This is a genomic window from Bremerella cremea (assembly GCF_003335505.1).
In the GTDB taxonomy this organism is placed as follows: domain Bacteria; phylum Planctomycetota; class Planctomycetia; order Pirellulales; family Pirellulaceae; genus Bremerella; species Bremerella cremea_A.
In genome coordinates this window covers 12,892-37,124 of sequence record NZ_QPEX01000027.1, presented here as the reverse complement: position 1 = coordinate 37,124, position 24,233 = coordinate 12,892, and the positions used below count along the sequence as shown (strand labels likewise).

Sequence of the window (24,233 nt, the reverse complement as noted above, 5' to 3'; positions counted from 1 at the left end):
TGAAACTCTTTCCTTGTTCAATTTCGGGGTGTTTCTCCGGTCTGCACTTATCCAAAGACAACAAGGCGAATGTTCTCTTTCGGTACGACGAAACGAATGAGTACGCAGTACCGAACCACGACGCTGTTCAAGCTATGTTTCGCCTCGGCCCTGGCAGCTACGTTTTATGGAAATGCGTCGATTCTCTGGTTCGTGATGCTGCAAAGCTTGCTAGGAGCGTATGTGGGTGCCGGCAAAGCAATGCAAACGAAGCAGTCTGGCCTGCTTTTATCCCGTCGCTGGCTTTCACCTGGCTGGTTGGCCTAGTCGTGCAGATACACAGCTATAGCGAAGCCATCGAGTTCCATCGGACCACAGGCTACCCGATCTTCGAGGACGGGGTGGTGATGGAACTGTTGGTGATGTTGCCCACGTTGTTCTTAATCTACGGTAGCATCGGGGCGGTTGTGGCAATTCTGAGCTCTCTTGTTGGTCAGCACATGCGCGAATTCGTTATGAATACAGTTCGTTATTGACCAATTCAATGGCTGACAGCGAGAGGAATTGTCAGCGTTCAAACAGCTCAAAAGCTTTCTCCGAAAAAACATTGACGACAGGTGTCGGCATCGCTATGATCTGCGTGTCGACACCTGTCGTAAATGTCTCGTGGCGACATTTCGTAACGAGCGAACGTTTCAAGGAATAGCTCATGGCAGAAAGCCCGGAAGGGTCACTAACCCCAGCCCAGTTCGAGATCTTGCAGCTTCTATGGGAAGCGGAACGCGGATTGAGTGCGGCGGAAATCTGGGAAGCAATTCGTGAAAATCGCGACGTGAGTCGGACGACGATCTCGAATTTGGTCGATCGCCTGGAGAAGCGAAACTGGTTAGTCCGCAGCAAGGAAGACGGCGTGTTTCGCTACGTGCCGAGTATTGATCGCGAGGTGGCCGAAGGGAAATTGGCCGCAGAGTTCGTCGGCGATTTCTTCAATGGATCGGCTGCTAACATCGTGTTGAGCTTACTGGGATCGAATCAGATTTCCACGACCGAGCTCCAACGACTGAAGGCGATTCTTAACGAATCCAAGTCTCGTAAGAAGTAAGGGCCTGTCATGTCATTCTTTTCACCGCTGATCGTGTTTGCCTTGAATCTGGCGATCGCGGCGTCGCTGTGTCTGGGCGTAGCATTGCTGCTGTCGCGCCGCTTTGCTTCGTTGCCGAAACGCTACGGGACCCTTTCCGCTGGCCTAGCGGGCTGTCTACTGGCTCCAGCGGCGGTCGCGCTGGGAACGTGGCTTTCGTTGGGGATGCTGCCCAGTATGGACGTGGTCGCCAGCCGGTCGCCTGCAACGAACACTTTACCTGTGGAGTCAACGCCGAAGCCGAACTTGCCGCCAGTCAGGCAACCGATGGCAAAGACGGAGGCTGCCGCATACGCTGAAGATCGGCCTCGCACGGCCTCCCCTGCTCCGGTAGTTCGTGAGCCAGCCAGGCTCGTTGCTGCCAGTTCTCAGCCTAAGCAAAGGGAAATCCCGCCAGTGCTTTCGCAGTCAGCACCCCGTGCAGAGCCTGTCGCCGATGCCAATGCTTGGCTGAAATGGACTTGGCTGACCGGGCTAACGTTGATACTGGCCTGGTTGCTCGGCTGTGCCATCATGATCGCGCGTCAGCTACGCAATATCCTGCGTTGCCGGGCTTTCCTCAGCAGTTGCCAACCGGTGGCAGACGAAACCGTTCAGGCGCTGCTTGCTGAGCAATGTCAGCAACTGGGGATTGCCAATGACGTTCGCTTGCTCGAATCAAACAGCCTGCCGGCGCCGCTGGTGGTGGCTTGGTGGCGACCGACGGTCGTGCTGCCGACCGATATCAACTTGGAATTGTCTTCCTGCCAGTTTCGCAGTGTGCTGGCTCATGAGTTGGCTCACATCCAGCGGCGCGACCACTGGACAACCACCGCCCAAGCAATTGCCGTCATCTTGTATTGGTGGAACCCGCTGGTGCATGGGACCGTCGCCCGTATGAACGGGCTGCGCGAGATGATCTGCGACGATATCGCCACGTCGCTCAATCTGCAAAATGAAAACCGCGTCGAGCCCACCGACTATGCCGAGTCGCTGGTGAAGATGGCCGAGCGGGCCGTACGGTATCAGCAAATGGCTGGTTCGCTGGGAATCAGCCTGTCGTCTTACAGCGAAATGGAACGACGCATTCGTCGAATTCTTTCTGAAAGGACTAGTCCCGTGGAACTGAGAATCACCAAACGTTTCCTGGCGGGGCTCACGGCCCTCTCGCTGCTGCTGGTCGTTGGCCTGGCCTTCGCCCAGGTTCCTGCCGAAAAGCCACCGGTTAGCGAGTCCAAAGAAACTGCGCCAGCAAAGGCCGCCCAAGAAGAAAAGAAGGACGAAACCAAGTCCGCCAAGAACGACCAGAAGCCCAAGAAGACGCACAAGCTCGAAGGCGTCGTCCTCGACCAGGACGGCAAACCGGTAGCTGGGGCGACCGTGCATGTGGTCAGCGCCCAGTTCGGTCATGACGAGCAGCTTACAACCGACAAGCAAGGACACTATCAAACAGATGCCGAAATCGGTTTGGGTTATCGCCGCATCTATGCCATGTCGCCCGATGGAAAGCGGATGGGGTTTTATAAGCCCCCAGGTGTCGTCAAGGAAGGGGATTCCCAGGTTGCGGAAATTCGCTTGGAGCCGATCAAGACTGCCCAAGTGAAGGTGGTCGACGGCGAAGGGGCACCGATCGAAGCTGCACAAGTCGCCCTCCAGCTTGGTCATCCCAGCATGGCTGGCCCGGCGACAACGAATGCGGAAGGAATCGCTACGCTCACTTTTCCAGAGTCGGAGCAAATTCAATCCGCGATTGCCTGGAAGGATCACGCCGGGTTCGATTACAAGCTCTATTCGCTTCCCTACCAGCAAGCTGGCGACCAACTGACCAAGAAGCCAGAATTTCCGCTCGACGGGATCGAGACGCTCGAGCTTACCGGAGCCAAACCTTTGACGGTGCATGTTACCGATACTGATGGAAAACCACTGCCGAAGGTTAAGACCCATGTGTGGCTGCTGAAGAAGGAGCAAGAAAGCGATCAACTGAATTTCAGTTATTACCTTGATTGCTTTACTCGGAATACCGACGCGACCGGTAGCGTAGCGTTCAACTGGTTTCCGGCATGGCAGAAAGAGGCGACGACCGTTTGGCCCAAAATCGAAGGTTATGTGCGTGCCCGCGGCATGTACGAGCCTGTCGCGGACGCAGGGACGCTTAACGTGAAGCTCGATCGTCTCGTCCCGCTGCGTGGGAAGGTGACCTTGCCTGACGGTAAGCCAGCCGCAGATATCTATGTCAGTGCGATCGGGGATGGCTATTCTTTTGATGACTTTCGTGGTGGAGGAAAGACCGACGAAAACGGGCGGTACGAAATCTTCGTCTCTCCGAACCAGATTTATATGCTCTCGATCTATGGAAAAGAGTGGTCTGCCCCAGCCCAGTCCGGTTTTGCGGTACTGCCAGGCGAAGAGGTACCGGAGCACGATTTTGTGCTGGCACCTTCGACCAGGGTCTACGGACAAGTGCTGAACAAAGCCACCGGCAAACCGGTCGCCGGCGAGTTACTATACCTGACACAAAAAGGGAAAAGCCTTAACGACATCGGGAAAGAAATCTTGCCGAACCCCGAGAAATCGAACCGATGGGTCAGCCCTTTTCATCAGCTCAATCGAAAAAGCGGGGACGAGGGGGAATTTGAATTCTTCGTCGGCGAGGGGGAATACAGTTTGTTCATCTCGGGGTACGATGCCGAGAAATTCACCCTGGCCGGGGAAGCCGAAAAGAAGGTGAACTTATCCATCGAAGTCGATGAGAAGGTTCTCTTCACCGGGAAAGTGCTCGACGACCAGACCGGCAAGCCAATCGCCGGCGCCAAGATTCACGCTGTTTCGCGCAATTTCAATCGCCACAATGATTGGCAGGCCTCGACCACCAACGATGGAAAGTTCCAGGTCGAACGCTATGCCGAGGCGACGTACCTTTACGTGACCGACGGTACGCGCACACTCGGCACGATCGCCGAAATCGATGCCAATGAAACCAACGCGACGTTTCGCTTAAAGAAGCTAGGCAGCGCCACTGGCCGTTTAATGACCGAGGATGGTTCGCAAGTCGCCGCCGGAGTGAAGCTTTACTATGGCTACCGCATTCAGGACATTACCAAAGTCTATTCATCCAATCGGTTTGGTGCCCTCATCACGACCGATGAAAAGGGCCAGTTTACCATGCCAGCGCTCGCGCCCGGCTGGGAATACGAATGTGCGTTGCATGATCACCCGTCTGGCTACGTCTTGAACGTCGCCAAGGTTACCGTCGAGCCAGGACAAACCGTGGACCTCGGTAAGGTGAACACGCCGGAAGCTCCCAAACCGTATGTACCGCCGACCTTAGCCGAGCGTACCCAAAGCGCCTTCGAAATCAAAGGAACACCGCTTGAACGTTTGGCCAGTGGCAAGCGCAATATCAAGATCGTCAACCAAAATCTGCTGATTGTCTTTGCCGATCCGACCGATCCGCGGGTGAAGTCGCTCATGCAAATTCGGTTTGAAGATGAAGACTTCAGGGCCTATCGTGACGACTTCCGTTTCATGGCCATTCCGACCGATCAAGATCGATTGGAAGCGGCCCAGACGCTGGCCCAGGAACTCAAACTTCCGCCGCTTAGCAATGACGAACTCTTGCTGGTGATTGTCAATCGAGAGGGTGAACTTGCCGGCAAGATCACCGCCGGCCAGATTTGCGAAGGGGAAGCCGTGGCGAAAACCAACCTCTTCAGCCAGCTCGATCACTACAAGATCAAGCCGCACGACGCCCGCCAGTTGCTGGACGAGGCCTTGGCCAAAGCGGCGCGGGAAAACAAGCGGGTTCTCGTGCAAGAGACCGCCACGTGGTGCGGACCTTGCCTTCGTTTGAGTCGCTTGCTGCTGGAAAAGAAGCAGTGGGAAAAGGACTATGTCTGGGTCAAGATGGATCATCGCTGGACCGGGGCGGCCGAGATCATGAAAGAGATGCGAGGTGAGGCCAGCGGCGGGATTCCGTGGTTTGCGATTCTCGATGCGGAAGGGAACAAGCTGGCGACCTCGAACCTGCCGGACTCTGGCAATAACATCGGTTTTCCCTCGGAAGCCACCGGCCAGGAACACTTCGCCAACATGCTGAAAGCAACCCGTCAGCGAATGACCGACCAGGAAATCGCCGACCTGGCTGCGGCTGCTGGCGAGAAATAAACGGTCAGGCCTGGGGCGTTGGTTCGATCTTGGTTACCAATTCCTCTAGCAGTGAAACCTGAGCCGGATTGATCTTCTGCTTGGCGGTGGCCAAGTTGAAGAATTCGGCTCGGTCGATTTCGGGGAAGTCTTGCTGGCGGCCTGATTTTGGTGGCCACTCGATTGTGAACGTGTTGCTGGTCAAGCGGCTCGGATCGCAGGTTCCTTCCACGGCCCAGGCATGCACGACCTTGCCTCCCTTTTGTTTGATTGGTGTCAGCGCGATCAAGTCGCCGAGAGGCACGACACCGGTTTCTTCGGCGAACTCCCGCAAAGCTGCTTGCTGGGCGCCTTCCGCTTCGTGGACTTCTCCTTTGGGAATTGTCCACGCGCCGGCATCTTTCTGGCGAAAGAACGGCCCGCCGGGATGGGCCAACAGGACTTGCAACTCGCCAGCTTCGCGACGAAACATGAGCAGCCCGGCACTGATTTTGGAAATCGCCATCGGTTACCTCGAAAACAGCCGAACCAGCCACATCACGCCAGTTAACATTAAGCTAAGCACGATGCAGGTCGCTAAGGGAAAATAGAAATGGAAGTTGCCTCGGTCGACGGCAATATCCCCTGGAAGTTTGCCCAACCAAGGAAGCGAACCGCCCCACAGCCAAACAACGCCGACACCGACCATAAGCAAACCAACGAGAATCAAAAGCCAACCAGGATGCGACATGACGGTGTACTTCGTAAGTTGGGAAGAAAGGAGAACACGCGGTCCCCTTTTGAAGCATCATTCAACAAGACCTTACGTGGGGCAACCCGGCTGAGGTCAGCAAACGTCGTTATTCCTGTCTCGGCTATTGCTGGCTCAATGGGGGACGCTGTTGGCAGTACAAAAAGAAGCCGCAGGCATGCCTGCGGCTTCTTTTTGATTTGACGCTCGATGGAATCGGGGCAACTCAGGGAAGCCCCGGTGCGTGTGATAAAACGCCAATCTCGGGATCGCTCAATTGCTTCGAGATTAAGACATCTTGATCTCGTAGCCCTTGCGGTTCTCGCGCGAGAGGAACGTGTTGGCTTCGGCGTCGCCAACGATTTCTCGCTTTTCTGGATCCCAGTTCAGCGGGCGCCCTAGACGCATGGCGATGTTCGAGAGGTGACAGATTTCGAGCATGCGGTTATGCGACCAAACGTCCGAAACCGGCGTCTCTCGTGAGTTCATACACTCGATGAAGTTGACGCTGTGGTTCGCCGGAACCGGGCCGCCGTAAACCGCTTCGATAGCGCCTTCTGGCAACGGGTTGCTGGACAGGTCTTCAACCGGTTTGCCGACGATCTTGCCACGGTTGACAAAGAAGCGTCCCTTGGTGCCCTCGAACAGGATACCGTTGTCCCCTTCGCTGGTCACAATCATTTCAACATTCTTAGGCATGTCGACCTGAATGTTAAACTGCGTGGCGACATTGTAGCGATCGTGGACGACCGGGTAGCCCTTTTCGTATTCGCAGCCCAGCTTGTAATCGAGCGGGGTAATTTTGCTTGGGCCGGTATCGGTCGCTCCGAGTGCCCAGCAGGCGATATCGACGTGGTGAGCACCCCAGTCGGTTAGCTTGCCGCCAGCGTATTCGTGCCAATCGCGGAACGAGTAGTGACAGTTGCTGTACAGCGGCACACCGCCGCCGTAACCTTGACGCATCTCGGGCAACGCGCGGTAATCGCATTTCGGGGCTGGGCCGAGCCAGAAATCCCAATCGAGCCCCTTAGGCACTGCGGTTACCGGAATCTCAGGCGAAGGCGACATGCCGTTGATACCGCAAGTCACTTTCTGCACGTCGCCAATTCGCCCGTCTTGAACCATGGCTATCGCTTGTAGGAAGCGGTTATCGCATTCGCTGCGCTGCATGGTGCCGACTTGGAAGACGCGACCGGTCTCTTTGACGACCTTTTCAATCAGCTTTCCTTCGTCGATGGTCAACGTCAGCGGCTTTTCGCAGTAGACGTCTTTGCCGGCGTACATTGCTTCGACGGCGACCTTGGTGTGCCAGTGATCAGGCGTGGCGATCATCACAGCGTCGATATCGTTCCGGTCGAGCACTTTGCGGTAGTCGCCGTAAGCATCGGGGGCTTTACCGTTTTGACGTTTCTTGACCTTTTCGACATTGTCGGCCAGGACATTTTCGTCGACATCGGCCAAAGCGACGAAGTCGGCATAGGGTGTCGTCTTCGAGGTGATTGTCCAGCCTTGGTTTCGCAAGCCGATGGTGGCGAAAGCAGGCCGATCGTTCGCGTTTTGGTAACCGAACGCTCGATTGGCCGAAGGAATAATGACGGCGGCGGTACCCACCGCAGCAACGCCTTGCAGAAAGCGGCGACGAGTCGTTTGAGGAGCACGCGACATAAGGTCAGATCCTATATGGGGTGAAATAAAGATAGAGGGTGGGGATAGGGACGCGATGCGCGGACACCCGCCAGCGAGGAAATGGAAGTCAACCCCTTATTGATGTCTACACTAGCCATCTAAAATGGTTCAGGCGTTTAGTACCCAAACTCTGAGGCTTCCGTTGGTCGCCCACTTCGATTAGCTACGCAGATCCCAATAAGACGAGACATCCAATAATACGCACTTGGGGAGTCGATTTTTACCCTTACATGATAACATAATCGTGATCCCTGCGAGAATAATCCTTCTGAAGTCGCTTTGCAGAGGGGAAAGGTAGTGCTATTTGGGGTTGGGTTAGGGCATGGCCTTGGAAATCATCCGTTGAAAACGGTCAGGCAGGAAGAGAACAATTCATGAAGATTACCATCGTGGGCACGGGCAAAGTCGGTTCGGCAATAGCCTTCGCGGCGACCGTCAACCCGCCTGCAAGCGAACTATTACTGGTGAATCGAAACCGCGACAAGGCCGAAGGGGACGCGATCGACTTGGCCAATGCCAGCGCCATGCGGAACAGTAATATGCGAATTCGGGCTGGGGACATCGCTGACTCGGCGGGCTCGGATATTCTTATTTTTACGGCGTCGGTCCCCTATGGCGACCCGAACCGTAAGCGCTCGGAATTGGCTGCGGATAATCGAGCGATCCTTGAGCAGTGGATTCCTCCCTTGGCCAAGGCCAGCCCCGATGCCATTTTGCTGATGGTCAGCAATCCGGTCGATGCGCTGACGTACGCCGCGCTGAAACTTTCCGGCTTTCCGCCAGAGCGGGTGATTGGCACTGGTACGCTGTTAGATAGCGTGCGTTACCGGGCACTGCTTTCGGCTGAACTGGAAATACATCCCGACGACATCCGGGCCTATATTTTAGGCGAGCATGGCGACACGCAGTTCGCCGCGCATTCGGTTGCGATGACGGGAGGAGAAAGATTCTATCCGAGTGATACGTCGGCCAGGCTGTTTCGAAAGACGGTCAACATGGGCTACGAAGTTTCCGCGATGAAAGGATTCACCAATTACGGAATCGCCTTAGCCACGATGACGATTGTCGATAGCATTGTTTACGATCTTCGCCACACCATGCCGGTTAGTGTGCTGATCGATGGCTTCTTGGATGTCGACGAGGTATGCTTGTCGCTGCCGGCGGTTATCGGGCGGCAAGGAGTAACTCGGGTTCTACATCCCCTGCTCTCCGATGAAGAACAAGCTGCGTTCCGTCACTCGGCAGACGCGGTAAAGTCGTGCATTGCTTCGTTGGGAACGTTTTAAGCGAAGCAGGTGAATCGCTCGTCTGACACTTGGACCGACGAGCGATTTCCCTGATAGATTCTATTTGGTTAGGTCGAACGTTAGCTCGTTTTCGCCTGCTTGGATCGAACAAGTCAGCCCGCTGGTGGCTGGGTTAGCGTAACGCGCCGGCAAGGCTCGCTCAGTAATGACCATGCCTGATGGCCCGCCAGGTGCTGAGGCCGAGGTGGGGGCATCTTTTTGCGGCTTAGCCGGAGGCTTAAAGGCATTGATCGCGACCGATGCTTCACCAATGGGAGCCCCATCCCCTTGTTCAAATGTTGAAACGTTAAGGATCTTCCCGTTTTCAATCACGCCAAATGCACTGCGTTGCCCGGGAACCTCGAAAATGATTTTCCCCTCTTCAATGGGTTTCCCTTCGTAAGTGACCGTGCCGGTGACCTGAGCCAAGTTGTTGCCAGAACCACAACCCAATGCTAGTGGAAGCAGGGTCATAGCGATGAGATACCCTGCTGATGTTGGCCACGTGCGAGCCCAACTACAAGACATAGAGACTGCCATCGATATTACTTTTCCTATCCAAGGTCGTTGGAAAAAGAACAGATTCACCAATTTAAACCTTAAGCGATACGGCTGCGATTAAGGCAAATTGCCCGTTTCGCCACCACTCTTGGAAGCCGCCGCGCGATAGGTCACGCCATCGATGGTTTCCGGCAGAAAGCGTACCGAACCATCGCACAGCAGAAAGTTCGCTCCGCCTGGGTGAAAGCTGCGAAAGACAATGTTCTCTTGCCAGTGAGAAACCGTGGGACCAAGCGTACCGTTGAGAAAATCTCGGTTGCGATGATTGATTGGATAGGCCGTGTTCGAGAAGCAGGCCGAACCCCAGTTTTGCCAGTGGCTCCAGGCTCCGACGACTTCGCCTAAGAGAATCGTATGCGATAGACCATCGGTGATATCGGCAAACCGGGCCGAGTAATCACGGCAGCCAATGACCCCTCGGACCATTAGCTCGGAATTGCCTGCACCGCTATGGGTGACGCCGACGCCACCGATACCAGTAGAGTTGTTGTAATCGCCGATGTTGGCGGCATAGTCGCACTGAGACAATTCCCAACTGGCCGAGAAGTGATCTTCAACCGCCGGTTCCCCCCCTTGCGAATTCGAAGGGCAAAGGAATTGCGGATGCACCATGCGGACAAATTTGTAGTTACAAATTACGCTCGGATCATCCATCATCGCGTTGTTCCAGCTACTTGGCCGGTCGTACGACGGCTTGGAAAAATCGATGTTGTCGTAGATGGCGCTTCCTTCCATGAAGGCCAGCAGGCGAGGTGCCCAGCCCCATTCACGACGTGGTTGGCCTAGTTGCTCTATTTCGGAATTACCGGGGGGTAGCTTTTTAAAAGTATCGTGATAGTTGTGCATCGCGATACCTAGCTGTTTCATTTGATTGGTGCATTGCATACGACGAGCCGCTTCGCGAGCTTGTTGTACCGCAGGTAACAAGAGAGCAATTAAGACACCAATAATTGCGATCACAACGAGTAGCTCTACCAAAGTAAAGCCGTTCCTATTAACGGAGATACGCACGGAGCTGCGGCCTTTCAAACGGATAGGAATGTAGGAGAGAAAAAGGAATTTGAGGAGGGGTGATGGTGGACTATCTATTTCTCAACCGACTCTTGAAAAGACAGCGAGCGAAATTTAGGAATCCAAATCGAGTTGGCGTAGCGAAACAAACTGTGGTAGTCGCCTGATCTGCGAAAGTACTATAGCTGATCGGGCGATTGAATTGCAATAAGTTTGATGTTTTTTTATTGCTAAGTAGAAGTTTGTCAAAAAATAAGGTGTTGATTGCTATTGGCAGACATCAATTATTTAAAAACCAGTAGAGGTTAATGTGGTACGCTTTGCTGTCTCTGCGACAAGGAATTGAGAATGCTGCGGACGGCACCGCCAATCGATCAGAGCGACCAACGAAAGCTGCGGTGCCTGTGAAAGAACGCTCGCTTGGACTTAGGTTACCCGCGCGGACATCCATAAAAGTTCTGCTTTCACTTGGTTGGGGTTCGCGGCTGGTTAAGCGTAACCCCATTCGCGTCGCAATGCTTGTAGGTAAGTTAAGCGGACGATGACGGCGGCGGCGATGATTCCGACACCTGCGACACCATAAAGCCCCGGAGCTTGTTGCTCGAATGGAATGCCAAGCGAGTCGAGTATCAGGGCCAAGACGAATATCAGTACGAACGGAGCCAAGATCATGGCGATAAAGTAGCCAACCAATACCCAGACTTGGCGGATGGCAAAGACCGACGTGCTTAACGCGTAGCCCCACACCATGGCGAGCAGTGGCAAGGGAATAAACGGGCGGATATCGATCTCTGGACTTTCTTGGGGAAGGATAAACAGTTGATAGCCAATCCCGATCACTACTGGGATGATCGTCCAGCTTTGATCGCGGGCCAACGCGGCAAACAATTGTTGGGTGAATTCTGGGCGGCTTACCGGCCGAAGCGATTCGGTTTGTAGACTACGGCAACGCCGATACCAAACGCTTAATGGCATGAAGAGGGCCATGGCCTCCATTTGAAAGAGGAAACCCAGGTAAATCGAACTGTTCACTCGATTTTGCGAGATGATGTAGGAAACAACTAAAAAGCCGAATCCTATAGCCAGCATCGTGCCAAAAGGGCGAAAGATGTTGCCCATTTGCCACAGCTTGGCTTGCTGCCAGAGAGAGCTACCGGCGAGTTGAGGATAGGGCCGCGTACGATCCCATAGCGATTGCCACCAGTTTTTGGTGCTGAACGCGGCTCGTCGTTGTTGCTGCGGATCCCACGGCGAGAAGCCAGGGTGCATCGCCGATACTTCGTAAATCCGTCGCGTCATCTGGGGAAGTTGTTGAAAACAAATTGCCAGTAGGCTCCCTTCGACGAGCAACAGTGTCAGGGCCAGCACCCAGGTAGTTCCTAAGAAAAACCACTCCATTTCGCCGGCAATCGTGGGAGAAACGTAGCTGCCCAAAGCGGGAAGCCAAATCATCACGCCGGAGAAAATCCCTATCGGAATACAAATGCCGCGGATTAGCGAAGACCGCGACAGCGACCCGACGAGCACCACCATTATCAAGGCAGGAATGCCTAACGAAAGAACAACTGCCGGAAGCAGCGCGGTGCCGGCGTTGATTAGCACCAACATGGTAACGAAGCTACCTCCCAGTATAACCAACAGTGCCGCCAACTGATGAGGGCGATGGTAGTCAGGGATGATCACACTATGCTGCGTGGCGAAATGGGCCCATATTTGTAAAGCCACGATGATACTGATCAGCGCCGAGAAATAGACCGAATACATCAAAATTATTTGTTGGGACCTTGAGTTGGTCGCGTGGTAAAGCACGACGCCAGGAAGTACCGCAGTGGTGCGTGCCAACGGATAAGGTTGGCTCACGAAGATCGAACGCAGGTGCGGTTGATCGCGGAGCGGGGCCAGTTGCGCCGGATCCCAGGCCGGGGTAGGAGGCGTCACCTCGGCTCCAGGGTGGCGATCAACCACCGCCGAACTCAGCACAAGCGTTTCCAGGTTCGGTATTTTGGCGACGACCGATAAGGTGTTTGGGTTCAACGCGTCCCGTTCGATACGCAGCACACGAAGCCGCGTGAGTTGCGACATCTCGTCGGCATGCTCTACGAGCAAACGCGAAGGAACATCGAGCATCTCTAGCCGCGATCCGAGCACCGTCCAGGTTCCGCTGGGGATTTTTCGGGCATGGAGCTCCAACTCTTGCAGCTTGGTTAACGATTCGATTTGTGTGAGTCGCTCGGCGGTTAGCTCTTGGGTAGAAAGTTCGAGGGTGGAAGCCTGGGTGAAAAGAGTCAAGTCAACCAGAGGCTGATCAGGTGAATCGCTGAGGTAAATGCTATCAACCCAGGTGAGAGGATGCCCTTCTAGATCATTTTTCCAATCGTCGTTGTAGATGAAAACGTTCTGCCGCGAAAGCTGGATGGAAGGCGCGATTTCGTAGCCGCTTTCTCGCCAGAACGTCCCTACCAGAAACAGGGGCACTGCTAACAAGAGAGCAATTCCTCCCAGCAGCAGGACGATCTTGCGTTGCCAATAGGTGCGTAGTACCTGGTATAGCTGCTTGTTCACGCCATCACCTCGTCGGCTGGATTGTCTAGGCGGCCGGTCCATTCCAGGAAGATCTCTTCCAGGTTCAAATCCTCGACCTGAACATCGGCTTGCCACTGTTGGGCGAGCGTGTCGCGTAGTTGGTCGTTCATGTGGACGACTGAAACCAGGGCATGCTGGCCATTGATTTCGTAGCGGATCGCACCGGGAACGACAAAGTGAGTTGGTAGTGGCTTTTGGCTGTAGATTCGCAGCCGCTTGCAACCTTCTTTCAAGGTATCGAGCGGACCATACCAAGCGAGTTGGCCATCGCGGAGGATAGCAACATGCGATGCAATTCGTTCCAGATCGGAGGTGATGTGCGTGGAAAAGAGAACCGTGTTTTGTTCCGATTCCGTGAACTGGACCAACGATTGCAGGAATTGGCGGCGGGCGAATGGGTCGAGACTGGCGACCGGTTCGTCCAGCATAAGTAGTTCCGGCTGGTGCCCCAGCGCTAAGATGACGGCCAGCTTCTGCCGCTGCCCAACCGACAAGGCCCCGACACGTTTATCGCGAGGAAGTTGCCACTCTGTTAGTAAGTGACCGACACGGTCTGGCTGCCACTGCGGGTAGAACGCCCCGGTGTAGTCGCACATGCTTTGCACGGTCATCCACGGCAGTAGCTCGAAGTCCTGCGAGACGTACCCGATGCGAGCCTTGGTTTTGCCGCTCAGGTTCCACGAGTCTTCCCCCAGAAGGCTGCACGAACCACTGGTCGCTTGTAACAAGCCCAGCAGACATTTGATCAGGGTCGTCTTCCCGGCAGCGTTGGTGCCGATCAGGCCGACAATCTGGCCAGTCTCGATCGTCAAGTCGATCCCTCTGAGAACCGAATCGGCGTCGAAACGCTTGGTCAGTTGTTTCGTTTGTATGGCAGCAGTGCTCACTCGGGGATCTCCTGAAGAATTTGGCGAACCAGTTCCATAATCTGCTGATCGGACAGGCCAAGCTGGCGGCCATGCACGACGGCGGCACGGACGCTAGGGCGGACTTCTTCCATCCGCTGCGACTTGCTGCCCTGGAGCGTTTGGGGACGAACCATCATGCCCCTGCCCCGCACACGTTCGACAATGTTGTCGGCTTCAAGCCGGGCATAGGCTTTGGAGATGGTCATCGGATTCACTCCTAGCGAAGTGGCCATTTCCCGTACACTCGGTAGCATTTCGCCTTCCTTGAGCCGCGCGCCGACGATCATCGCCTCGACCTGGTTGATGATCTGGCGATAGATCGGCACCCCGGACGATGGATGAACTTCAAATTGGGTTGGCTCGATGGTCATGCGTTATGCCTTGTTGTGTATTACTACAGTGATACACTTCTTGCCTGGAAGGTGTCAAGTCTCTTTTTTTTCTGGTGAACGAAAAGAGATCGGCAGCGTAACGAGAGGCAAGTTCTTCCGTGTGGAAAACGAGTCAGGCAATGCCAGCAATAGCGATAGCGGCGCAAACCAACTTGGTTATGATTCTATAAATCTGCGCAAGTTGCTTTCCTTAGATTCGTCAGTAGATGTATAATCGCCGTCAAACTATTCGCTTTGAACCATTGCCCTCTCTCCAACATTGCTTGTCTTGCGGTTCAGGGTTTTTTCAAGGATCGGTTGCAAAACCACTTTCTGAAGGAGAATTGAGATGTCGCGTTTCCTTGGTGCTGGCTGGATATTGCTGGCCACATTTATGGCGACCAATCTGTGGGCACAATTGGAGGTTGAACCTGCGCCGGCAAGTGAAGAGCCGATCAATATCGATGAAAAGGCCACGCACGAGCAGGTCAAGCTGATCGAAATTTCGAAAGAAACGCCGGTCAATGCGTTTTGTCTCGACACGAAAGGCCAAATCTTGGCTGCTTGCGGAACTGGCCCAGGCGAGGTGCGGGTGCTCGACGCCGACGGCGAAGCGGTCGCCTCGTGGAAAGTTGACATCAAGCCGGAAGCGATCAACACGGCACCAGACGGAACCATTCTGGTAGCTGGGCACGGCAAGCTGCTGCGATTCTCGCCGGAAGGCAAGCTACTGGCCCAAGCCGCAGCACCCCACGCCGCCGAGTTGGAAAAGCATAATGCCGAATTACGCAAGCAGGCCGAAGATCAAGTCAATAACCCAGGCCTGGCGATGTCGCTCGATTCGATCATCAAGGCCTACCAGCAAATGATTGATCAGCTAGAAGAAAAGCAAAAGACCGAAGAGCTGAACGATCAGGAAGTTCGCTTGCTACAAATCTTGCCAGAGAACTTAGAGCGTTTCAAAAAGCAGAAGGAAGAAGAGGACGCCGCCCAGAAAAACACCAAAAAAGGAGAGAAGCCAGATAACTCGGCCAAAATCGAACAGGCCTTGAAAGCGATCAAAGCCTCGAAGCTGAGTGTCGCTTCGATCAGTACCGATGGCAAACACGTTTATGTGGCGACCCCTTCGCCAACTGGCTACACGTTTGATGTTTGGCAAACTTCGACCGACTTCACCAATCCAGAGAAAGTAGTGAAAGAACTGCGCGGCTGCTGTGGTCATATGGATGTACAAGCATGTACTTCCGGGATTTACGTAGCCGAAAACGCTCGGCATCGCGTCGCTTGCTTTCAGCCAGATGGCAAAATGGTGAAAGAATGGGGCAAGCGAGATCGGACCGGCGCCGACGGTTTTACGAGTTGCTGCAACCCGATGAACGTTTGCTTTGATAAATCTGGCGACGTCTACACGGCAGAAGCAAACACCGGACGGATTAAGCGTTTTGCCGCTGACGGTACCTTCAAAGACTACATTGGCGATGTCAAGTTGGTCCCTGGCTGCAACAACGTTTCGATCGCGATTTCTCCTGATAACGATTTGGTTTATATGCTCGACATCACCCGCAATCATATCGTGTTGATGAAGCGGAAAGCAGCCTCGGCGCAGCAAGACGCTCCCAAAGCTACCGAAGAGACTTAATTGAGTGCCACCTGAATCAATCCAGCGAGTGCCATGCTTACGTCCGCGTAAGCATGCAAAGCTGTGAAAAGCATGCCGACGAAGCCGACGGCATGGCACCTGTCGCCTTCGTTTGTAAAGGATGGCGGCTTATATGTGGATTGAATCGTTGATCAAGTTTGGGTGAACGCATAATCCCATAATTCACAACCGCTCCCTTTGAGGAGAAATACTCGATGCAAATATTCTTTCGCCGCGTAACTTTCTGCGCGGCTTTGTTGCTGCTAAATGGTTTGGCTGGGATCGTTTCCGCCGAAGAAAAACCGCTGACTCTTGTCGTGATGGACCCGTTGGCCGCGCCCCTTTCCTGCCCCTGTGTGGAAGGTTACGCTCAGCGGAAGTACGAACACTTAGAAGCGTTTTTAGAAAAACAGCTAGGACGCTCGGTCCATTTGCTCTTTTCGGAATCGTTGCAGACGCTCAAAGAGGAAGACCTCGCTGGTGGCACCGTCGACCTGATCATCGGCAAGGACTCGGTTGCGCGTTACGACGCAAAATTGAAAAAGATGACGGTCACACCGCTCGGGCGGTTAACCGACAAAGAAGGCGGCACCATGCAGTTTGGGATGATCGTGGTTCCGCAAGACGACGCAGCCCAGAGCCCGGCCGATTTGAAAGGGTACCAGATTTACTTCGGCGCGATCGACGCCCAAGAAAAGCACGAGGCGGCGATCGATCTGCTGACCAAAGCAGGCATCGAGCTTCCCAAGAAGCTGGAAATTTCCCAGGCTTGCAGCGACGGCGCTTGCAAGATCTTGGAACTGGAAGGCCCCACCAAGGGAGCAGCGGTTATCTCCAGTTACGCTGCGCCTCTGCTGGAAGGTTGTGGAACGATCAAGAAGGGAGACCTGCGCGTGATTGGTAAGACCAAAGAGGTTCCCTTTATCACGGCGTTCGCAACCAATCATGTTTCGTCTGCCGACCAACAGAAGGTGCGCGACGCGCTGATGATGGTCGCGACCGAGCCCGAGCTTTGTGCTCAGTTGGAAACGCTGGTCGGGTTTTTGCCGGTGGAAGAGGCTGAGGTAAAAAAAAAGTAACTGACCAAGCGTCGCCTGCTTGGAATGGCTGGCGCGGCCCGAACCGCGACGGTCATTACCCCCAGTTGCCCGATGCCTTGCCAGCCAAGCCGCAGCTTATTTGGAAAACACTGCTTCCCAGCGGCGGTTTGGGAGGCATCGCGGCCAATGACAAGTATGTGATTCTGGGGCATCGCGACTTCAGCGATTTCCAAGACGTGTTTCATTGCCTGGATGCGGCAACGGGCAAATCGTTGTGGAAGATCGAATACCTGGCCGTCGATGGCCTCGACTACGGCCAGTCTCCCCGCGCGACCCCCTGCATTGTCGCTGACCGTGTTATCTTTCTGGGCGCGATGGGGGACTTGCACTGTGTGCAGCTTGAGACCGGCAAGATTCTATGGCACCACAACCTGAAATCAATGTTTGCCGTGAAGGCCGACATGCCGTGGGGATACTGTGGTTCCCCTTTGATCGTGGGCGATAAGGTGGTTGTTCAAGCAGGCGGCAAGGAAGCTTCGCTGGTTGCTTTTGATTTGCAAACGGGCGAGGTCGTGTGGCAGACGGCGGGTGCGGCGCCTTCTTATGGTTCGCTTAACATTGGCCAACTTGGCGGGCGATGGCAGATTGTCGGGCACGATGTCACCACACTTGGCGGCTGGGATGCCGCAACCGGCAAACGTTTGTGGAGCCTAACACCGCCGATTGAAGGTGATTTCAACGTCCCCACGCCACTGATTCTCGATGGCAAGCTGCTAATCGCGACAGAGAACAACGGGACGCGGCTATATCAATTTCAAGCCGACGGCACGATCGACCCGACGCCGGTTATGCAAAACAAAAAGCTGACGCCAGATATGAGCACGCCGGTTGTGGTTGGCAATCGCTTGCTTTGCGTAAACCGATTTTTGTATTGCCTGGATGTCGCGAATCAGCTGAAAGAACTCTCGCGTCAGCGCGATAAAGCTTTGGGGGATTACGCCGCAATGATCGCTGACGAGCAGCGTGTGCTGATTTTCGGCGATGGCGAAATCTTGTTGGTCGACGCTACCAAGGACGCCTGCCCCATTCTCGCTCGGCAGAAAATCTCGGATACCAAGGTCGATGTCTTCTCGCATCCAGCGCTGGTCGGTGATCGCTTATTCTTGCGCAACGGCCCCGTTCTGCAATGCTGGTCGTTGGCTGACGAGGCAGCGGCAAATTCTTCGCAGTCCGAAAGCGTCTCCCCTACTCTACCGTAGCTTGGCGGCTGCTAGCGGACGTTGCCAGGCATGTTTCCCGTAAATGAAAGGGGGAACCAAGTAATTTGCCGTTTGAAGTCAATGCAGATCATTCCCCACGCCGAAAAACTATCTAGGTGATTTCTGAGAAATAGGCTGTCGTGGGAAAAGGTGAATGAATCGAGTTTGCTTTCTGATCATTGCCAGCTTGGTTGTTTGTGCAACCGGCTGTGCCAGCAGCGGCGGGCATCCTGCGCAGCCACCTGAAAGCGAATACTCGGCTCCTGTAGTTGAAATGGCCACCCAAGCTAGCGCTGAGTTGCCTGTTCTATTGCCTCAAGCGGAAACGCCCCCAGTCTTACGCACCATCGCCTATAACGCTCATTTGTTGCCAAGTGTGGCACTGCCCATTGCTGGCAAGCGAAGTGGTGGCGACTACCGTGCCGAGAAGATCGGCGAGCAAGTGGCTTCGTACGATTTGATTGGCTTGACGGAAGTTTTTGACGCCACGTATCGTGAATCGTTGATCGATCAGGTCCAATCGCAGGCCGAGCAAGAGTTTCATGTTGCCCTTGGTCCCGAGCGATCTGGCAGGCACATGGTCGGCGGCGGGCTGCTCTTGCTTTCTAAGTATCCGATTCTAGAAACCCATACCGTCACGTACCAAAACGCCACGTGGTTTTTCACGCACGGCTTCAGGGCCGACGGCTTCGCTGCCAAAGGGGCGTTGCATGTTCGCATTCTTGTGGACGAGCAAACAGGCTCTGCGGTCGATTGCTTCTTGACCCATCTCGATAGCCGCTCGGCCAACGTGCGACGCGAGCAGTTGCAAGAGTTCTGTACGTTCATCGCCGAGTATCAGCAGAAAGAGAACCCGGTGCTGTTGCTGGGTGATTTCAATATCGCCGCGACCGAACCGACTAGCTACAACACCGAGTACGATAATTTGCTGGCCCAAATCGATCGTCTGCGTGTGCAGCGTTTTGTCGACGTGGGCAGTTCGTTGTCAGGTGGCCCTACCGGCAGCAGCGATGCGTTGGCGTCTGGCGGGGGGCGAAGAATCGATTACATCTTCGCTGCGAATCCCGTTGCTACCCAGGGATTACGCCTCGTGCCTCAAGCGGCGCGGCACCTTCCTTTTCGGGACGAGCAAGTCCCTGAGGGGTCCCTTTCTGATCATCTAGCCGTTGCCTGCGAGTTCGCCCTGACGCGCTAAGCTCGCAAGATCTGCCCAGCGACTAGCATTTTCAAAGGCAAGCGTCTGAGAGAATTTGCTTGCGCATAGCCAAGCCGTTAAATCTTCTCTAATCGGTCAAGTTTCGTGCAGGCGTGCCAGCATCGCGGTCGATGGTAAAGGTTGAGTAGATTTTAACGGTCAGAGGCAACACGTCTCCCTTACGCGGGGAAGCGGTCTCTGTTTACGCTTCTTGCCTTGCTTACCTTTTTGCCCGCGATGCCCAACTTGTTCGACAATAAGCTTCCTCGCATCGCTTTTAAGCAGCGATGGTTGTGGCTTGTCGTGTTGTTGGTCTTTTGCGGAAGTGCTTTGCCGCTTCCCAATTTGCTGGCAGAATCGAATGAGTTGGCACTCGTCGATGAAGATTGGCTGGCCTGCCCGGTTGAGCCCTGTCCGACGTTGACGCCGTTTGCCGAACTGTTGACGCTGAAGCTGACCGAAGGCAGCGCTGAAAACTGGGCTCAAGAGATCACCCCGCTAGGAACCGGCAGCTTGGCCGGTACCGCCAGGTTGGTGGATGCTCCGTTTGATTGGAACGCCGGAGTGCGGGCAGGCATCGAGCGCGCGTGGCCCGCAGAAGGGACCGGCACGCGCTTGTACTATACCTATTTCGGCACGCAAGCAACCAATCAGGCTGCCGGCGAAGTCTATTCCGCGTTTCTCGGCAACTTCTTTGCCGACAACCCCGACGGAACTAGCTTCGGACCAAAATATCAATATGCCACGGTCGATTGGGATGTGCAGTTCCATACCATCGATGTGGAATTTCAGCGTACATTCTTAATCAGCCCAGCACTTGCCCTTCGTCCGTTCGTGGGCGTGAAATCGGCGATCATCCGGCAAGATATCGACTCGCGGTGGTATCGCCCCATCGATTCGACGTCGCACAATTACCAGTTCAACTCGGCCACGGAAACGCTCAAGCAAGATTTCTGGGGTATCGGCCCATCGGTTGGCGTCGAGGCGTTCATACCGCTGTCGGTATCGCCCACACATTCGCTGCAAGCCTACTTCGCGCCGTCCGGGGCATTGATGTACGGCAATTGGAATTTCAGCGAGGTCTATCAAACCGACGGCCCGACCTCGATGACGATTGTCACCCCTTCGACGATCGCGATTAACTCGGATCCCATTCACGGGGCAGCCACCATGTTGCGGTTGGCTTTGGGCTTGGAATGGGAGCAGCCTGGGCAACGCGTGACAACCCGCGTTCGCCTCGGTTACGAAGCCCAGGTGTGGCTCAATCAGATGCAGTTTTATTCCTACAACATGGGTCGCTTGAACAATCTAATGTCGCTGCAAGGTGGCGTGCTTGAAATTGGTTTTTGCTTTTAGTTTGGTTTAGAAACCTTCAATGATTCGTAACTTCACATGCCTGTTCTTCCTTCTGCTGAGCGCGGCTTCGGCTGCTGCCGAAGGGGTGACGCCGTTCGCCGAAGCGATCGTCTGGCATGCGTCGGCAGAAACGTCGTCGGTTTGGGCCAGTGAAGTGCCGCTGCTTGCGCGCGAATTTGAAGCGAACAATCTTGAATTTGGCTGGAATACGGGCTTCCGGGCAGGAATCGAGTTCAAACCGACTGAGTGGTTGTGGGACGTACGGTTTACGGTGACGCACTTTGCCACCTCGCAAGATGCTTCCATTGCCGATGGTTTGAACCTGGTGATTCCGGAATTCTTTAGCGGCTTCTTGAGTGGAGACTCGTTCGACTTTACCACGGCTTCGGTCGATTGGTCGATTAAATACACGACTTTCGACTGGGATATTGGGCACGATATTGAAGTAGCACCGACCTGCGTCATCCGGCCCACCTTTGGTTTGAAGGCCGCTATCATCAATCAAAATATTCACTCGAACTGGGCCGATTTTTTTGGGGTGTCGGCAGTCGAGAACGTTCGTCACGAGTTCTTTGGTATCGGCCCAAGTGCGGGTGTGGGCGCGCGATGGAATCCTGGAATGGGAAACCTGAGCTTGGTGGGGGATCTTTCCGGAGCACTTCTGTATGGGGTGTGGAATGTTGAGGACGACTTTCGACGGACCGATGGCGGCGCGCCTTCGTCCTCGTACGAAGCGTTTTCGACCAGCATGAACGATTCTAAGTTGGGAACGGTCATGCTGCGTTCTTTCTTCGGTGCCGAATGGCGACTTCCTTGCCGGGCAACGGTTGTGGGCCGCGTTGGTTACGAGATGCAGTGGTGGGCCAATCAACAACGGTTACTTACGTTTCAGCAATTGCCAATGCATGGGGATCTGACGTTTCAAGGTGGTGTATGCGGTATTGCGGTCTCTTACTAATCTGCTGCCTAGGCTGGGCAACGCCGATACAAGCGGCCGAGTTATTCGGTGAGTTCTTGTATTGGAAAGCCACCGAACCAGTCGATTGGGTGCTCAATACCAACCGCTTGCCGGCGAACCAATACATTAACTACGAGCAAACCGTCTACGACTTCGCGCCCGGGTTTCGTGTGGGAATGTCGCTCGACGGTACGTGGAATACGAACTTGACTTGGACCCATTTTCGCAACCAAACCGAAGACACCGCCACCGGTAAATTGACAGCCGCTTTCCTGGGAGGGAAAGAGTCGCAGCCCCCTGCCCCGCAGCTTTATTTTGATCGGGGGGAATTAGAAGCGACGATCAACTACGACGTGATCGACCTCGACTTGAGTCGCTCGATGGAGATGACAAACGGTTTACGAATTCGCCCTGTCGTTGGCATGCGGGCGGGAATCATTCGCCAGTCGTTCATCACGTCGTTCGAGGCCAGCTATGTCAGTGGCATGACAACCTCGCAGCGAAATATCGTCGAGACGGCAGAGAGCAATTTCTGGGGTATCGGCCCCAAGGTGGGCATCGACGGCGAGTACGCTTTGCTCCGTTCGTCACAGTTCGAGATGAACTTGACCGCTGGTTTTTTCGTTTCGTATTTGCTGGGGGATTGGAGCCTGCCAGACGAAACCAGAATTACGCAAATCAATAACGGAATGACGTCGATCACTTCGCAAACCATTCAGGTCGATTCCCGCGATTTCGCTTCGTTGTCGTTTCAGTCGATGGTGGGCTTGAACGTTCGTCGGGGGCCCTGGTCGGCGGCGGTTGGCTACGAGATCAACGACTGGCTGAACCAATGTCAGATCTTTACCGACGCAAGCGGCCCGCAAAATAACGATCTGTTGTTGCAAGGGCTGACCGCCAATCTGGTGTGGCAATTCTAGCCGCTAGCTCAATCGGCAGACGAAATGCGTTTAGCCGTTTGACGAATGCCGTTTTGAAACAGGACGACCGAATCGCATTGGCCGTTCTTGTCGAGATGAAACGTCAGGGTCGCATCGACCACTTTATAGAACCACTCGGTTTCGCTACGAGGGAATACACGGAAAGTCGATTGCCCGGTCAGGCCGACCAGCAGTTTGTTGTCTTCTCTCGTAACGGTAAAGACTGCCCCAGGGGCAAGTTGGTATTGGCCGACATAGCGCTGCATTATTTCTGCTGGCACTTCTACTAATTTCGGAAACTGTCGCGGCTTCTCTGGGACGCCGACCAGCATTCGCACGAGTTGTTCGGCCAGGGCGTCGATCTCTTCGGTTGCGGTATTGGCCAGAATGACCACGGCAACGTTTTGCTGGCGATTGACGAAGATCGCACTGTGGTAGCCGCCCGTTTGGCCGGTGTGCCAACGCGTTTCGCCGTCGCGGGCCACGTGCCAACCGAGCCCCTTGGCGAAGTCGTTGGTGTTGAGCGGTTGTTGATGGATTTGCCAGGCCAGGTCAATCGCCGTACCAAGTTTGCCCTCGGGAGGATGCAGTTGAGCTTGCGCGAATTTAAGCATGTCGTCCATGTCGCTTCGGATACCGCCAGCACCGGCCAGGCTATCGAAATCCCAATTGCCGCTGGGGCTTCCTCCGGCAACGTGAGGCCCTGCCAGGCGAGCTTTCTGGGGCGACTGAAGCTTGATTGTTGTATCGGCCATGTCGAGCGGTGCGGTGATGCGTTGCCGTAGCAACGTCTCGTAATCGACCTGCCGTTCGCGTGCCAACAGATTGCCCAGCAGACCCACACCCAAATTAGAATAGGCCATCGCTTCACCGGGCCGTTTACGGGGCTGATGTTTGGCCAGAAACTGGGTGAGACGTTCCTCGTTGTAGTCGGCATAGGGGTTTTCTGGATTGGCTGGCTGCAGGTTGTCAGGCAAACGTGGCAGCCCGGAAGTATGCGTTGATAAGTGCCATAGCCGAATCGGTTGCGATGGTTCGCGGCGCGGCATGCGGGTGCCGTGGGGCAGCAGTTGGTCAACCGGCGTTACGAGAGAGACGCGGCCAGCGACCATGGCATCGGCCAAAAGAATGCCGGTGAACACCTTCGAGATCGAACCGATTTCATAGACGGTTTGACCGTTCGGCACGCTGGTATCTTTCGCCGAGATTTGCCCATAGCCGCGCACCAGAGTCTGGTCTTGGTGGAGGATGCCGATGGTCATTCCGACAACGGTTTGACTCTCGACGTACGGTCGGGCAAGCGGATCGACCTTGTCGGCCAACTCGTCGGCGTAGGCAAACGAACTGGTTAGGAAGGCAATCAGGGCAGCCAGTGCGAACGTCTTCATTGGCTGTTTCTCCGCTAGAAACATACTGTAATTCGAGAACACCCCACCCACGCGTGAACGCTATTGTAAGGTAGTTCGACACGTGTGAGGCATGTTTGCT

The 24,233-nt window shown here is 54.7% G+C and carries 21 protein-coding genes; 12 read left to right on the top strand and 9 right to left on the bottom strand.

The window, feature by feature from the left end; translation table 11 throughout:
• Nucleotides 1-96 precede the first annotated feature (96 nt).
• The 4 genes from DTL42_RS26025 (at nucleotide 97) to DTL42_RS13675 (ending at nucleotide 5,263) form a co-directional block, all read left to right on the top strand.
• Complete coding sequence (locus tag DTL42_RS26025) at nucleotides 97-306, top strand: hypothetical protein (RefSeq protein WP_147274278.1); 210 nt, start codon at nucleotides 97-99, stop codon at nucleotides 304-306.
• 2 nt (nucleotides 307-308) lie between these two features.
• On the top strand, nucleotides 309-515 hold the full coding sequence (locus tag DTL42_RS26020; protein ID WP_147274277.1) for a hypothetical protein: 207 nt from the start codon (nucleotides 309-311) through the stop codon (nucleotides 513-515).
• 173 nt (nucleotides 516-688) lie between these two features.
• Nucleotides 689-1,081, top strand: coding sequence for a BlaI/MecI/CopY family transcriptional regulator (locus DTL42_RS13680; protein WP_114369296.1), 393 nt, complete (start codon nucleotides 689-691; stop codon nucleotides 1,079-1,081).
• 9 nt (nucleotides 1,082-1,090) lie between these two features.
• A complete protein-coding gene (locus DTL42_RS13675; RefSeq protein ID WP_114369295.1) occupies nucleotides 1,091-5,263 on the top strand; it encodes a M56 family metallopeptidase in 4,173 nt (1,390 codons plus the stop codon).
• A 4-nt stretch (nucleotides 5,264-5,267) separates the two neighbouring features.
• Here the strand turns inward: DTL42_RS13675 and DTL42_RS13670 are convergent, their stop codons facing one another.
• The 3 genes from DTL42_RS13670 to DTL42_RS13660 form a co-directional block, all read right to left on the bottom strand.
• Nucleotides 5,268-5,747 carry an NUDIX domain-containing protein gene (locus tag DTL42_RS13670; RefSeq protein WP_199590137.1) on the bottom strand — a complete coding sequence of 160 codons (480 nt, stop codon included), beginning with the start codon at nucleotides 5,745-5,747 and terminating at the stop codon, nucleotides 5,268-5,270.
• Between the two features lie 3 nt (nucleotides 5,748-5,750).
• Nucleotides 5,751-5,972 (bottom strand): DUF2905 domain-containing protein, encoded by a 222-nt coding sequence (locus tag DTL42_RS13665; protein ID WP_114369294.1) that lies wholly within the window; start codon nucleotides 5,970-5,972, stop codon nucleotides 5,751-5,753.
• Nucleotides 5,973-6,260: 288 nt separating this feature from the next.
• Nucleotides 6,261-7,637, bottom strand: coding sequence for a Gfo/Idh/MocA family oxidoreductase (locus tag DTL42_RS13660; protein WP_114369293.1), 1,377 nt, complete (start codon nucleotides 7,635-7,637; stop codon nucleotides 6,261-6,263).
• A 395-nt stretch (nucleotides 7,638-8,032) separates the two neighbouring features.
• Between DTL42_RS13660 and DTL42_RS13655 the strand changes: the two genes are divergently transcribed.
• A complete protein-coding gene (locus tag DTL42_RS13655; RefSeq protein WP_114369292.1) occupies nucleotides 8,033-8,944 on the top strand; it encodes a lactate/malate dehydrogenase family protein in 912 nt (303 codons plus the stop codon).
• Nucleotides 8,945-9,004: 60 nt separating this feature from the next.
• Here the strand turns inward: DTL42_RS13655 and DTL42_RS13650 are convergent, their stop codons facing one another.
• From DTL42_RS13650 to DTL42_RS13630, 5 genes are all read right to left on the bottom strand, one after another.
• A complete protein-coding gene (locus DTL42_RS13650; RefSeq protein ID WP_114369291.1) occupies nucleotides 9,005-9,418 on the bottom strand; it encodes a hypothetical protein in 414 nt (137 codons plus the stop codon).
• 144 nt (nucleotides 9,419-9,562) lie between these two features.
• Complete coding sequence (locus tag DTL42_RS13645) at nucleotides 9,563-10,516, bottom strand: DUF1559 domain-containing protein (protein WP_147274276.1); 954 nt, start codon at nucleotides 10,514-10,516, stop codon at nucleotides 9,563-9,565.
• 489 nt (nucleotides 10,517-11,005) lie between these two features.
• The gene (locus DTL42_RS13640) at nucleotides 11,006-13,078 is read right to left on the bottom strand and encodes a hypothetical protein (RefSeq protein WP_114369289.1); all 2,073 of its coding nucleotides are present in this window, start codon (nucleotides 13,076-13,078) and stop codon (nucleotides 11,006-11,008) included.
• Nucleotides 13,075-13,986: an ABC transporter ATP-binding protein gene (locus DTL42_RS13635; RefSeq protein ID WP_114369288.1), complete on the bottom strand. Its 912-nt coding sequence runs from the start codon at nucleotides 13,984-13,986 to the stop codon at nucleotides 13,075-13,077. The genes DTL42_RS13640 and DTL42_RS13635 overlap by 4 nt, the downstream gene beginning before the upstream one ends.
• Nucleotides 13,983-14,378 carry a GntR family transcriptional regulator gene (locus DTL42_RS13630; protein ID WP_114369287.1) on the bottom strand — a complete coding sequence of 132 codons (396 nt, stop codon included), beginning with the start codon at nucleotides 14,376-14,378 and terminating at the stop codon, nucleotides 13,983-13,985. Before DTL42_RS13630 ends, DTL42_RS13635 begins: the two co-directional genes overlap by 4 nt.
• A 349-nt stretch (nucleotides 14,379-14,727) precedes the next feature.
• On the opposite strand from DTL42_RS13630, the gene DTL42_RS13625 reads away from it, so the two are divergent.
• The 7 genes from DTL42_RS13625 (at nucleotide 14,728) to DTL42_RS13595 (ending at nucleotide 22,745) form a co-directional block, all read left to right on the top strand.
• Nucleotides 14,728-16,017 carry a hypothetical protein gene (locus DTL42_RS13625; RefSeq protein WP_114369286.1) on the top strand — a complete coding sequence of 430 codons (1,290 nt, stop codon included), beginning with the start codon at nucleotides 14,728-14,730 and terminating at the stop codon, nucleotides 16,015-16,017.
• Between the two features lie 215 nt (nucleotides 16,018-16,232).
• On the top strand, nucleotides 16,233-17,096 hold the full coding sequence (locus tag DTL42_RS13620; RefSeq protein ID WP_114369285.1) for a PhnD/SsuA/transferrin family substrate-binding protein: 864 nt from the start codon (nucleotides 16,233-16,235) through the stop codon (nucleotides 17,094-17,096).
• 65 nt (nucleotides 17,097-17,161) lie between these two features.
• Entirely contained in the window at nucleotides 17,162-18,316 is a 1,155-nt protein-coding gene (locus tag DTL42_RS13615; RefSeq protein WP_114369284.1) for a PQQ-binding-like beta-propeller repeat protein, read from the top strand.
• Between the two features lie 154 nt (nucleotides 18,317-18,470).
• Nucleotides 18,471-19,511, top strand: coding sequence for a sphingomyelin phosphodiesterase (locus DTL42_RS13610; protein WP_114369283.1), 1,041 nt, complete (start codon nucleotides 18,471-18,473; stop codon nucleotides 19,509-19,511).
• A 246-nt stretch (nucleotides 19,512-19,757) separates the two neighbouring features.
• A complete protein-coding gene (locus tag DTL42_RS13605) occupies nucleotides 19,758-20,867 on the top strand; it encodes an Lpg1974 family pore-forming outer membrane protein (RefSeq protein ID WP_147274275.1) in 1,110 nt (369 codons plus the stop codon).
• 19 nt (nucleotides 20,868-20,886) lie between these two features.
• Nucleotides 20,887-21,825 carry an Lpg1974 family pore-forming outer membrane protein gene (locus DTL42_RS13600; protein WP_114369281.1) on the top strand — a complete coding sequence of 313 codons (939 nt, stop codon included), beginning with the start codon at nucleotides 20,887-20,889 and terminating at the stop codon, nucleotides 21,823-21,825.
• Nucleotides 21,801-22,745, top strand: a complete 945-nt coding sequence (locus DTL42_RS13595) for an Lpg1974 family pore-forming outer membrane protein (RefSeq protein ID WP_114369280.1) — start codon at nucleotides 21,801-21,803, stop codon at nucleotides 22,743-22,745. The genes DTL42_RS13600 and DTL42_RS13595 overlap by 25 nt, the downstream gene beginning before the upstream one ends.
• Before the next feature lie 8 nt (nucleotides 22,746-22,753).
• Here the strand turns inward: DTL42_RS13595 and DTL42_RS13590 are convergent, their stop codons facing one another.
• Nucleotides 22,754-24,133: a serine hydrolase gene (locus DTL42_RS13590; RefSeq protein WP_158545371.1), complete on the bottom strand. Its 1,380-nt coding sequence runs from the start codon at nucleotides 24,131-24,133 to the stop codon at nucleotides 22,754-22,756.
• Between the last annotated feature and the right edge of the window lie 100 nt (nucleotides 24,134-24,233).

Coding starts and splice junctions, on each gene's coding strand:
- DTL42_RS26025 (WP_147274278.1), top strand. CDS start 97: ATGAGTACGCAGTACCGAACCACGACGCTGTTCAAGCTATGTTTCGCC.
- DTL42_RS13680 (WP_114369296.1), top strand. CDS start 689: ATGGCAGAAAGCCCGGAAGGGTCACTAACCCCAGCCCAGTTCGAGATC.
- DTL42_RS13675 (WP_114369295.1), top strand. CDS start 1,091: ATGTCATTCTTTTCACCGCTGATCGTGTTTGCCTTGAATCTGGCGATC.
- DTL42_RS13670 (WP_199590137.1), bottom strand. CDS start 5,747: ATGGCGATTTCCAAAATCAGTGCCGGGCTGCTCATGTTTCGTCGCGAA.
- DTL42_RS13665 (WP_114369294.1), bottom strand. CDS start 5,972: ATGTCGCATCCTGGTTGGCTTTTGATTCTCGTTGGTTTGCTTATGGTC.
- DTL42_RS13660 (WP_114369293.1), bottom strand. CDS start 7,637: ATGTCGCGTGCTCCTCAAACGACTCGTCGCCGCTTTCTGCAAGGCGTT.
- DTL42_RS13655 (WP_114369292.1), top strand. CDS start 8,033: ATGAAGATTACCATCGTGGGCACGGGCAAAGTCGGTTCGGCAATAGCC.
- DTL42_RS13650 (WP_114369291.1), bottom strand. CDS start 9,418: ATGACCCTGCTTCCACTAGCATTGGGTTGTGGTTCTGGCAACAACTTG.
- DTL42_RS13630 (WP_114369287.1), bottom strand. CDS start 14,378: ATGACCATCGAGCCAACCCAATTTGAAGTTCATCCATCGTCCGGGGTG.
- DTL42_RS13625 (WP_114369286.1), top strand. CDS start 14,728: ATGTCGCGTTTCCTTGGTGCTGGCTGGATATTGCTGGCCACATTTATG.
- DTL42_RS13620 (WP_114369285.1), top strand. CDS start 16,233: ATGCAAATATTCTTTCGCCGCGTAACTTTCTGCGCGGCTTTGTTGCTG.
- DTL42_RS13610 (WP_114369283.1), top strand. CDS start 18,471: ATGAATCGAGTTTGCTTTCTGATCATTGCCAGCTTGGTTGTTTGTGCA.
- DTL42_RS13600 (WP_114369281.1), top strand. CDS start 20,887: ATGATTCGTAACTTCACATGCCTGTTCTTCCTTCTGCTGAGCGCGGCT.
- DTL42_RS13595 (WP_114369280.1), top strand. CDS start 21,801: ATGCGGTATTGCGGTCTCTTACTAATCTGCTGCCTAGGCTGGGCAACG.
- DTL42_RS13590 (WP_158545371.1), bottom strand. CDS start 24,133: ATGAAGACGTTCGCACTGGCTGCCCTGATTGCCTTCCTAACCAGTTCG.